This window comes from Sulfurimonas sp., assembly GCF_032250635.1.
Lineage (GTDB): Bacteria > Campylobacterota > Campylobacteria > Campylobacterales > Sulfurimonadaceae > Sulfurimonas.
This window is the reverse complement of record NZ_JAVVFL010000052.1, coordinates 1-11042: the sequence shown is the minus strand read 5'-3', so window position 1 is coordinate 11042 and position 11042 is coordinate 1. Positions and strand designations below refer to the sequence as shown.

Here is an 11042-nt window from a genome sequence, read left to right as displayed (position 1 = left end):
TTGGTTAGCATACCTAAAAGCTACGAAAAACTTTGTTTTTCGAGAATTACAAGGTTTATATTACACACTCTTCATGAAAGTGCGTAACATTAGTTATTTATCCTGTTCTTTTATTGAAATTGAGCCCATGACTTCAAAAGTAGCGCTTGAGTCAATCTCTGCATGCGAGAGTGTTACTACGTCAAGCGAAAATCTCTCAAATATCTCTGCAATTGCGCGGCGCAGTTTAGGATCAACAATAACAACGACAGGAGATACTCCTTTTTGAAGGAGCTCTGCCGCCTTCGCACTTGTTGCCTGAATAAGAGCATTTATTTCGCCCACATTTAGCATAAGGTTTCTCGTACCGTCACGCTCCTGAGACTTCTCAAGCATCAGCTGCTCTGACGCCGTATCAAATGTAAGAAGCCTTATTACCCCATCTTCGCCGGAATATATTTTTGTAATAATTCGCGAGAGTTTTGCGCGAACCTGTTCGGTAATGATGTCTACATTCTTGGTAAACTCGGCAACATCCGCAATAGTCTCAAGGATTGTGAGCATATCTTTAAGAGGAATCTTCTCATGCAAAAGAGCTTTGAGAACCCTCTGCACAAGTCCGATAGAAGCAACCTTTAAAGTATCATCCACAATAATAGGGAAATCACTTTTGAGTTTGTCGATTAGTGTTTGAACCTCTTGACGAGTTAAGAGATCCTCGGCATTTTTCTTGATGAGCTCGCTCATGTGGGTAGAGATAACCGTAGCTGGGTCTACAACCGTATAGCCGTTGATAATTGCATCTTCTTTTAACTCAGGCGCAATCCAGAGAGCTTCAAGTCCAAAGGCAGGCTCCTTTGTTGGCTCTCCTTTTATCTCGCCGGTTGCCATGCCGCTGTCCATTGCCAAAAATTTGTCAGGCATAATTTTGCCCTCACCGATAGGTATTCCCTTAAGCAGTATTTGGTACTGTTGCGGTTGCAGGTGAAGATTGTCCCGTATGCGCACTTGAGGCATTAAAAAACCAAAGTCTGATGCTATCTTTCTTCTCATGGAGCGGATTCTCTCTAAGAGATCTCCTCCTTGAGCGCTGTCTGCCAAACGGATCAGCTGATATCCCAGAGTAAGTTCGAGCATTTCAACCTTTAGTATATCCTCTAGAGCAATCTCCTCATCTTTGGCTATCTCTTCGTGTGATTTTGCAGGACGCCGAGCCTTCTCTTTGGCTTCTTGCTCCTTTGTTTTTGATAATATATTGTTAACGTCAAGTATAGTCAGTTCGCCTTTTTCGTACTTATAGATAGACCAGCCAAGAAGTGCAAACATAATTCCAACAAATCCCATAGATGCTGTTGGCAGACCAGGAACAAGAGCAAAAAGAATCATAATGAAACCTACAATCATCATGATTTTAGCATTGCCCATTATTTGGTTAATAGCTCCGTCTGCGAAGTTGTCTCCCTCTCCTGAAGAGCGTGTTATCATGATACCGGTGGCGGTAGAGATGATAAGTGCCGGAATCTGTCCGACAAGACCATCCCCGATAGTTAAAAGAGTAAAAACAGAGGCACTATCGCCCACGCTCATATCATGTTGAAAAACTCCTATAAGAAATCCGCCGATGATGTTGATGAGAGTAATGATAATACCGGCAACCGCATCGCCTTTTACAAATTTACTCGAACCGTCCATCGCCCCGTAAAAATTTGCATCCTGAAGGATATCGGCTCTTCTTCTTTTTGCTTCCACATCATCTATAAGCCCGGCGTTTAGGTCGGCATCAACCGCCATCTGTTTACCGGGCATAGAGTCAAGCGTAAAACGAGCAGCAACTTCCGCAACTCTTGTTGAACCTTTTGTGATAACCATAAAGTTTATAAGAACCAAGATTGAGAAGACGACGATACCGATGACATAGTTTCCGCCAACAACAAAGTTTCCAAAGCTATTAATGATGCTACTTACCGCATCGGGTCCTTCATGACCATGGCTTAAAATCATCCTTGTTGTAGCAATGTTCAGAGCAAGCCTAAAAAGTGTAAGAATAAGGATAAGTGTCGGAAAAGTTGTTAAATCGGTAGGTTTTGGAACATAGAGCGATATAAGTAAAATCAGTACTGCAAGTGCCATGGATATAGTAAGCATAACATCAAGCAAACCGGAGGGCAGGGGAACGATAATGATGGCTAAAATTGCCATTACAAAAACAACTACACTTAAATCTTTTTGACCAAGCAAGAAGTTTAGGGTAATGCCGATTTGCTGCCTAGTTGTTAATTTTTTTGCCAAGTTTTTACTCTAATACGTCTGCTAAAGTTAAATCTGCTAAAAAAGAGTCTATCTTACCTTGTAGTTTATTTAAAAATGGCCATATCGAGCACATAGAACCTTTGTCTAGCGGGCAGCTCTCAAGGGATGGTGCGCAATCAAAAACAGTTGGAACTTTGCCCTCAACAGAGGACATTATCTGCAACATGCTTATATCTTTTGGCTCACGCGCAAGCGCAAAACCGCCGTTGACGCCTTTATACGATTTTAAAATTCCATGTTTTGCCAGTGACTGCAAGATTTTTGCTAAGAAACTTTTTGGAATTGAGAGTTGGTTTGAAAGTGTTTCGCTGTCCACCGGAGCAGAGGCTTTCGCCAAAACTATAAGGGAGAGTATCGCATACTCACTAGCACGGGTTATTAGCATATTATTACTTTAATTAAATTTTCGTAAATTATATCAAAAGAAGTTGAAATAAAAGAATAAATTAGATACTATTTCACTTCAACTTTATACACTGATCTGTATAACTGTTAGATTAATATACCTTTTGGAGGCTATCATGGCTTTAGATTTGGCTAAAAAACAAGAAATTGTTGCAAAATACGGTCGTAAAGAGAATGACACTGGTTCAAGTGAAGTTCAAATTGCACTATTAACAGAGAGAATCAGTGAACTAACTGAGCACTTAAAAGTGTTCAAAAAAGATCACGCATCAAGACTCGGTCTTTTAAAATTAGTAGGACAACGTCGCCGTCTTATGAAATACTTTAAAAGAAAAGACAAAGATGCTTATCTTAAACTTGTAGCAGATTTAGGTATTCGCGACAATATCTAAATAAATTAAACGAAGCTTTTTTGCTTCGTTTTTCTATTTAATTTTTATTCTTCCATTTCTTCTTTACTAACATTGTAATCAACACCATTAAAAAAATCTTTCATTACTACATTAAGTGCCAAAGAAATTTTATATAAATGCTCTAAATTAAAATGTTTTTTGTTGTGATAGATTTCTGCAACAGAGATGAGCCCTACTGATTTCAGTCCGATTGCAAGAGCTAAATCAAGCTGTGTGATCCCTTTTTCCTTTCTTATACGCATTACATTTGCACCAATAGTTCGATAAAGTGTATCGATATCTTCTTGATTTGCTATTTTGTGCATAAACTACCTATAGTTAAAGTTAATGTAAGTGTAATATCAATACAATCTAACATCAACTAACTATGGTTAGTTAGATTCAACATTAGGATAAAAAATGAAAAGAATAGCGTTGGCTGTTTTATTGGCAAGTGGTTTGATGGCTGCGGATAGTGGTATGTATGTTGGGCTAGATGTAGGAAATACTAAGTTTGATATGAAGGCTTCAGCTAACGGTGTTAGTGTAGAAGAGAGCGATGACGGCGGGTCTTTAACTTTAAAGCTCGGTAACTATCTTGATAAAAACAGTCGTGCATATATAAGTTATCAAAATATCAATGTTGATGGGGGAGATGGTTATCATTTTGGAATCGGATATGACTATCTAATCGGAGATAACGATATTAAGCCGTTTGTTGGTGGTTATGTTGGGTACGGTTCGGCTGAAGTTGATGGTTATTCAGAATTAGATATTTCAGGAGTTGTGTACGGTGCGCAAGCTGGTGTAAACTATGCAATCAATGATAATTTTTCAGTTGAAGCTGGTTATCGTTATATGAAGTCAAACATGGAAGATACAATAACTGTAAGTGGTGTTGATGTAAAATTGGAAATTGACCCTATTTCAAACTGGTTTGTTGGCGTAAACTATAAATTTTAGTTTTTAATTCTCCTGTTGCCATGCTCTCTCAAGCATGGCAAAGTTTAAATGATTTACAAAAATATCTCTATTGCTCTTTTTAAATCTTCCTCGGTATCTATTCCAAAACCTGTACTTGTTACTTTAACCATGCTTATCTTCTTTTGATGGTAGATCGCACGAAGCTGTTCTAGTTTTTCAATATCTTCAATAGGCGCATCATCAAGATCGCAAAACTCTTTTAAACCCATAAAATAGGTACTTTACAGGTTGTGAGTTTAGACTTCTTTTAACAAGAATTGTACTAAAAATCTGTATCTATAAAATAATAAAATCTAATAATACATCAATATTAAAACACTACTTCTGCGGCTTAAGAATAGACAAAAGGCACCTTGATTTTAGTTCAATCTGTACCTATACTGTACCTTTTATTTGGAGGTGTTCGTATGACTAATACGGCAAAACAGGGAGTGTTTACAACGGTATTGAAAAATGGCTGTACCAATTTTTACATAAAGTACAGTTTGAACAATAAGCAGTATAAAGTAAAGTTAGGTTCAGATGAAGATGGATGGACTGTAAACAAAGCCTATAAAGAGCGTCAGAAGCGTATAAGCAATAATGTGGCATCAGTATCAAACCGTACATCTTTGAAGTTTTGTGATGCCTTTGAAAGCTATATGGACAGCATATCTTTTAAAACTGATTGTTACAATAGTAGAAGCAGATATAAAACGCATCTCAAAGACAGTATTGGTCATTACAGGCTTGGAGATATTACACCTTTATTGCTTCTAAAGCTAAAATCTAAACTAGCAGAAGAAGATACAGTAAAAACAGGAAAGCCATTAGCACCCAGAAGCATAGATGGAATGATAGATTTAGTTAATCAAACTTATAATTTTCACATTCGCATAGGAAGCTATAATGGAACTTCTCCAGCTACGCCTAAACTTGTATCAAGGTTTTCGATTGATAACAGCAGACTAAGCTTTTTATCTAAAGAAGACTATGCAAATTTAATGCACCGTTTGGAACATCGCACGGAATTTTACATAAACACAAAACCTCACATAACGCAGCAGTTAAAGCTATTTGTCATGTTGGGTGTAACTACAGGTGGAAGAAGAGGTACTTTGTTGACAATAAAAGTGAAAGATATAAACTTTAAAGAGGGAACGATATTGCTCCATAATCATAAAGTAGGCAGAATATATCAGGGGTATATTCACCCAGCAATAAGAGAGTATTTGCTTGAAACAGTTGCTACATTGTCAGCCGAGCACTATCTAATTGGTGGTAAAGATAAGCCTCTTTGTGCAACTACAATAAGTAAAAGGTTGCAGCCTATCTTAAATGATATGTTTAATGTTGGTGTAACTGATAGAAGGGAGCGTGTAGTGTTGCACACATTACGCCATACTTTTGGCTCATGGCTGGCTCAAGCAAATACATCTCTGTATCAGATTATGAAATTACTGGATCATTCCCAAATATCGCAAACTCAAGTTTATGCAAAGCTACTGCCAAACAGCGGTGCTGATGAAGTTTCTAAGTTGGATATTTAGAAACTTCATTACAAACTGACAACAACCATGCCGTAATTCAAAAAAATACGGTTTTCATACTCTTTTTAGTTATAATATGTGCATAGATAAAGGATTTAAAAAGTAGCAGCAAAGGGTTCATCCAGTACCTAGTCTCTGCTACCTTTTAAGTGCTCATGATGACTGAAACTGGATACTTCTACTCGTCTGCTTAAATTTATTGATCTGAAGTGCGAGATGGAAGAATCACTAATATCAACTGCGTTTGATAACATAAAAAGCAAATTAATCGAGTATGATACTCAATTTAACACCCAATTTAGACCAATCACAGACACTCAAATCACAACAGTTGAGATAAGCCCCACAGGTAGCGGCAAGAACAACTTTTACAAAGATAGTTCAAATACTCTCATGCTTATGCCCTCAAACGCTATGGTCATCCAGAATGGTGGACTAGTATCAACAAAAAAAGCAGAAGAACTCCAAGGGCAGGGGCAGACTTTTAGAATTGCGTGGAATCAAATAGATGCTAATAAATGCGACTATATGACCTACGATAAGTTTTATGGTCATGTGGTAGATGGTCGTGCATCTGCTGCAAACTTCAACATAATCATCGACGAAGCCCATCTGCTCTTTGCAAGCGATAATGAACGCTACCAAAAACTAGCAAAGGTACTTTTAGACCGAACAATAAACTTTAAAGAACTCAAGCTCATCTCAGCCACGCTGAGAGTTGAAAGCTTTGCGCTCTTTAATCATACATTTGACATGAATGTCTACCAGAAGAAAGACTTTGCCCCTCATGTTTACTTTACCAGAGTATTTCCAAAAGTAGAACCAAAAGAGCGAACCTTAATATTTATCAACTCAATAGATAAGATGTACCAAATTGAGAATCACTTAACGAAACAGTATGAAGGCATCAAGATAATGACACTTAGCTCAGGAAGTCCACTCCCAAGCGAGCAGGAGATTGAAGAGTATAATGTCATTATGTCCACATCGGTAATTAGGCAAGGCTATAGCATTGAAAATACTATCAACAAGATTATAATCTACAATGTAAACAACTCAGAAGGTGCCATAGGAATACTCCAATACATGGCAAGACCAAGAAACCAAACTCCAGCAGTGTATGTAATCATGGCAAAAACGCACTTTAACCTCATGAATAGACCAGAAGCTAGAGAAGAGCTAGTGCCTAAAGAGTTTGTAGAGGATATTATTAAGAAACAAGCTATATCAGATGATGAAAACACTACAACTGCTATAGCTCTAGCTGTAGAGTCATGGGCTGCAAAAGTGCATCAAGCTAAATACTTCAACAATCCAGTACTCAGCAATTATCTTTTTGAGAAAGAGATGAAGAATATAGAGCTTTATATGACAGGTGGAGAGTATATGAGGCTCTCAATTAATAGCTTTTTACCACATGCCACAATCGATGTTGATGCAAAGCTAAAGACTACCGAGGCTATAAAATTTACTAAGCTTGACATATCAGATTATAAAGAGAAGTTGCTAAAACTTGAGACAGTAGAAGATGTGCAAGCGAAAGTACTCGAATTTATAGAAGAGATTAAAGATGCTAAGGACATTGAAAAAGTAGACAAAAAAAGAATCATCGAAAAACTAGAAAAAATCAGTAAAGTTGAGCCTTGCAGAGACTTTACAATGGATGATATACTTTATAGATACACGGACACTATTATAGTGCAGCAGATGGTAGATGAGGATACTTTTAAAAGGTGTGGATGGCATAAGCTTAATCTTAAATTGGATGTTAATGGTCAAAATAACTATACCTACAGAGACAAAGTAGTTCTAGAGTCTAAAAAAGATAGATTATTGAATATAGCTGACCAACAGGAGGCATCTAAGATAACCCATAAATTTAAGAAGATGCGCAATAGAGTAAAGGCTAGTAAAGCAGAGGGTGTAAAACTATTAGAACGGATGTATATCTTTGACAAATATTATACAGATGCAAAAACTAAAAAATCAGTAAAAATTAAAGCAAAAACAAGCAATAAAACCGAATATGTGATTATTACTTCACTTTATACAGTGAAAAATAGCTGGTATTTTAAAGCGAATCCTTAAAAACTTATACAGGATAACTTTTTTTAAAAACCCTCTGAAACTCCACATTATAGGTGGTTTTATATGATTTATTTTTACTACCATTTATTATATAAAAAAGAAATTTTTTTTGTGACATTTACACAAGCAAAAATCCAGCAAGTTAGACAGACACTCTCTGCATGTGTAGATAAACTTCTACATAGAGGGTGTGTCTAATTTGTCTAACTCTATTAGACTCAATGGTATATAAGTAGCGTTATTAATTTAGTGGTTCAAAAAAATTCACTATCGGTACATCAAGAATTCTGCTAATTTTATAAAGTTGTCTGATGTTAAAGTGCTGATTATTTTTTCTGATTTCTATGGAGCCTAGATAAGAAGCACTGCTGTATCCCATTTCAGTTGCCAATTTGAGCTGACTATACCCTTTGGCTTTTCTGATTCTAACAACATTGGATGAGATTACATTGAGTAATTCGTCCGCTTCGATATCCAACTGTCCATACATGCTTTTTTAACACCTTATATATTGTTGAATTGTATGATTTCAGCTGATTTTAATGCAACCATATATATAGTGTTTCAAATAGTTTAAGGATGTGAAATGAAAAGTTGTATTAAATACCTAGTGATTATAGGCATGGTATCCGTATCATCAATATTAGCACAAGATAATTATTATGGAAGTGGTAACGGTAACTCTGGCTATAAGAGCAATTCTGGACAAACATATCAATATGATATGAATAACGGCAACGACAGGTTAAAATATAGCACTGATACTGATGCACAACAAAGGGATATGAGAAGCAATATGTACGATAATAGTGCCAATATTGACCGCCAAAGAGATGGAGCTACGGGACAGTATGGTGGCGGGATTTATGGGAATTAAATTATTTAGAGCAAAAAAAATACAAAGAGCGTTTATGAAAAATAAGATTTTACTTAGTGGGTTAATAATTGCAGGAGTTTTGTTTAGTGGGTGTAGCAGTACTACACAAAGCATTGCTATCCCAGATATAAGTAAGCCTATCCCTATAGATAAATCCATTATTGAGATAGAAAGAACTAGCTCTATAGTTGGCGGAGGAAGAAATCCATATTTGTATTCTAATGATAAATTAATTGGTGAAATAGGAAATGGTGGAACATTAACATGGTTAACGGAAGGTAATCAATTAGAATGTATACGTTTAGAATATAACCGTTTACCTCTTATCGTAGATCCAATTATATGGGATGAAAAGCCGATAAGATATCAATGTTTTACAACTAAATCGGGAGAAATTATTAAACTTGAACTGGATTTTTTAGGTAATAGAATTAATAAAAAATCAAACGAAAAAGAATCAGCAAAATCAATAGAAATTACTAAAATTTCTAATATCTCAAAATCAGATACAAAACATGATACATTAGCCTTATTAAAAAATGCAGTTACAAGTGAACTTGGTAATAAATTAGTAACTGAAAATGCTGATAAATCAATTGAATTGTTTATTGAAGAATATCAAGAGGGCAATGCTGCAAAAAGATGGCTTGCTATTACAAAAGAAGGTTCTACTTTATTAAAAGTTAAAGTAGTAATTAAGAAAAACAATGAAATCATAGATACTTATATAACGAGGTTAGCTATTGTGGAAGGTGGTTTGCTTTCTGTTGGAGCAGATATACTTGTATTTGATTATGCAGGTAAAGATATCGCAAGTTATCTGATAGGTAAATAAATAAAAAAATATGTGTCACACACACTTTTGTGCATTTTTTTAGTTTTTATTTAAAAAAGAGCATTAAAAAAATCAGGGGTTAGAGTATGAAAAATAAATTTTTATTGATATGGCTGCTAGGATGTAGTAGTTTACTTGTAGCGCAAGAAACTGATTATGAAAAAGAAAGAGCTGCTAAAGCTAAAGCTAGTGTAGATGCAATCATGGCAACAATAGATAAAGCAGCAGCTGTATGGGATGCAAAAAAAGCGTGTGATAGTGGTAGTGCTCTTGCGTGTAACAATCTTGGGGCTATGTATTCCAATGGCACTGGAGTGAAACAAGATAACTTCAAAGCCGTTGAGCTTTATACTAAAGCGTGTGATGGTGGTGAGGTTGTTGGATGTGGCAATCTTGGGGTTATGTATTCCAATGGCATTGGGGTAAAACAAGATTACTTCAAAGCCGTTGAGCTTTATACTAAAGCGTGTGATGGTGGTATTGGTGATGGGTGTAGCGTTCTAGGGAATATGTATCGGTATGGTACTGGGGTGAAACAAAATAAAAAATTGGCATTAAAATATTATGGCATGGCGTGTGATATGAAAGATGAGTTCGGATGTGAATCTTATGCGGAACTTAAAATATCCCATTAAATTTTTTTTATTGTGCTTTAACTAAACCATCTTGGAATCCATTATATAATTTGATACACCAATTATTATAAACATTTAATTTACTTCCATGCATTTGTAGAAGTTTTTTTTGTAGAATATTTCTCAAGGTGGCAACATCAGCTTGATATGATTGAAAATCACTTGTATAACCCATCTTTTCAGCTATTTGCAATACAAGAATATTCATTTCTGAAAATGCTTCAGCATCACCTCCAATCTCCTCTGCATACACCTTACATATTGCTCCTCCAGCAGAACTTATAAGAGCCGTTTCTTTCATCGAAGCCGCTTGAAGTGATAAATTTAAAAACGATACAACAATTAAAATTTTTATGGCTTTCATTTTGAACCTTTTCTTGTTTTGATAAATTATAGCATTGTTAAAATAGAACATAAACTTACTCCTCTAACTTACTCCTCAGTGAGCGAATCTCCACTTTCTACTTAAATGCTTACATGTAAAGTCAAATTTAGCTGATACAGTAATTTAACACAATATCCAATTGCCACTTAACAATAAATATGTTCAATTATTATTTGTTATTTATTTGTTGTTGTTTTAACCAATTTTACTCATTATGTTCTTCTAAAAGCTAGTTGCTTGAATTATACAAATGTCTCAATACTTATACCCTTGCATCCACTCAATACTTCCTCAACACTTACATAATTACCACATGAGTGGATAAAGGTTTCCAAATTTCCAAATTTTCCCGCATGTCTATAGTTACACATATCACACAGGCTCTACACAAAGATATCCCCCCCCACACCATACACAACACCTACTAATAAAATATTTACATGCTATTGCAGCAGCCAAGGTCTGCTTCAATAGTTCCACAAGCCACGGTCTTGTTCCACATTCGCCTACATGGTACGGCTCATACTCTATATCTTCAGCTTTATACTTTATTTATCTCTTGTTACATGTAGTCTTGTGTGTTGTGGGTGTATAAAGTGCCGTTCGTTCTTCACTTCACCATG

General features: G+C 35.8%; 12 protein-coding genes and 1 pseudogene. 7 read left to right on the top strand and 6 right to left on the bottom strand.

The genetic code is table 11. The annotated features are described in order from the left end of the window. Positions 1–93 precede the first annotated feature (93 nt). Both flhA and RQ763_RS04720 read right to left on the bottom strand, forming a co-directional pair. Positions 94–2268: a flagellar biosynthesis protein FlhA gene (flhA, locus tag RQ763_RS04725; protein WP_409932356.1), complete on the bottom strand. Its 2175-nt coding sequence runs from the start codon at positions 2266–2268 to the stop codon at positions 94–96. Positions 2269–2272: 4 nt separating this feature from the next. Further along, positions 2273–2674, bottom strand: coding sequence for an Rrf2 family transcriptional regulator (locus RQ763_RS04720; protein ID WP_294932318.1), 402 nt, complete (start codon positions 2672–2674; stop codon positions 2273–2275). Positions 2675–2810: 136 nt separating this feature from the next. On the opposite strand from RQ763_RS04720, the gene rpsO reads away from it, so the two are divergent. Then, positions 2811–3086 carry a 30S ribosomal protein S15 gene (gene rpsO, locus RQ763_RS04715; protein ID WP_314151496.1) on the top strand — a complete coding sequence of 92 codons (276 nt, stop codon included), beginning with the start codon at positions 2811–2813 and terminating at the stop codon, positions 3084–3086. A gap of 44 nt (positions 3087–3130) precedes the next feature. On the opposite strand, the gene RQ763_RS04710 is transcribed toward rpsO, so the two are convergent. Then, positions 3131–3412 (bottom strand): helix-turn-helix domain-containing protein, encoded by a 282-nt coding sequence (locus RQ763_RS04710; protein ID WP_314151495.1) that lies wholly within the window; start codon positions 3410–3412, stop codon positions 3131–3133. A 94-nt stretch (positions 3413–3506) separates the two neighbouring features. Between RQ763_RS04710 and RQ763_RS04705 the strand changes: the two genes are divergently transcribed. After that, positions 3507–4049, top strand: a complete 543-nt coding sequence (locus tag RQ763_RS04705; protein ID WP_314151494.1) for an outer membrane beta-barrel protein — start codon at positions 3507–3509, stop codon at positions 4047–4049. A gap of 53 nt (positions 4050–4102) precedes the next feature. Here RQ763_RS04705 and RQ763_RS04700 read toward each other — a convergent pair. Then, positions 4103–4273: pseudogene (locus RQ763_RS04700) on the bottom strand (3-deoxy-manno-octulosonate cytidylyltransferase); the annotation flags it as partial. 204 nt (positions 4274–4477) lie between these two features. On the opposite strand from RQ763_RS04700, the gene RQ763_RS04695 reads away from it, so the two are divergent. Beyond that, on the top strand, positions 4478–5599 hold the full coding sequence (locus tag RQ763_RS04695; protein ID WP_314151493.1) for a site-specific integrase: 1122 nt from the start codon (positions 4478–4480) through the stop codon (positions 5597–5599). 216 nt (positions 5600–5815) lie between these two features. Then, positions 5816–7687, top strand: coding sequence for a hypothetical protein (locus RQ763_RS04690; protein WP_314151491.1), 1872 nt, complete (start codon positions 5816–5818; stop codon positions 7685–7687). Positions 7688–7928: 241 nt separating this feature from the next. Here the strand turns inward: RQ763_RS04690 and RQ763_RS04685 are convergent, their stop codons facing one another. Next, entirely contained in the window at positions 7929–8177 is a 249-nt protein-coding gene (locus tag RQ763_RS04685) for a helix-turn-helix transcriptional regulator (RefSeq protein WP_314151490.1), read from the bottom strand. Between the two features lie 96 nt (positions 8178–8273). Between RQ763_RS04685 and RQ763_RS04680 the strand changes: the two genes are divergently transcribed. From RQ763_RS04680 to RQ763_RS04670, 3 genes are all read left to right on the top strand, one after another. Continuing rightward, positions 8274–8564, top strand: coding sequence for a hypothetical protein (locus RQ763_RS04680; protein ID WP_314151489.1), 291 nt, complete (start codon positions 8274–8276; stop codon positions 8562–8564). A gap of 34 nt (positions 8565–8598) precedes the next feature. Next, positions 8599–9399 (top strand): hypothetical protein, encoded by an 801-nt coding sequence (locus RQ763_RS04675; protein WP_314151488.1) that lies wholly within the window; start codon positions 8599–8601, stop codon positions 9397–9399. Between the two features lie 86 nt (positions 9400–9485). Further along, positions 9486–10034 carry a tetratricopeptide repeat protein gene (locus RQ763_RS04670; RefSeq protein WP_314151487.1) on the top strand — a complete coding sequence of 183 codons (549 nt, stop codon included), beginning with the start codon at positions 9486–9488 and terminating at the stop codon, positions 10032–10034. A gap of 7 nt (positions 10035–10041) precedes the next feature. On the opposite strand, the gene RQ763_RS04665 is transcribed toward RQ763_RS04670, so the two are convergent. Beyond that, positions 10042–10398: a hypothetical protein gene (locus RQ763_RS04665; RefSeq protein WP_314151486.1), complete on the bottom strand. Its 357-nt coding sequence runs from the start codon at positions 10396–10398 to the stop codon at positions 10042–10044. Positions 10399–11042 lie beyond the last annotated feature (644 nt).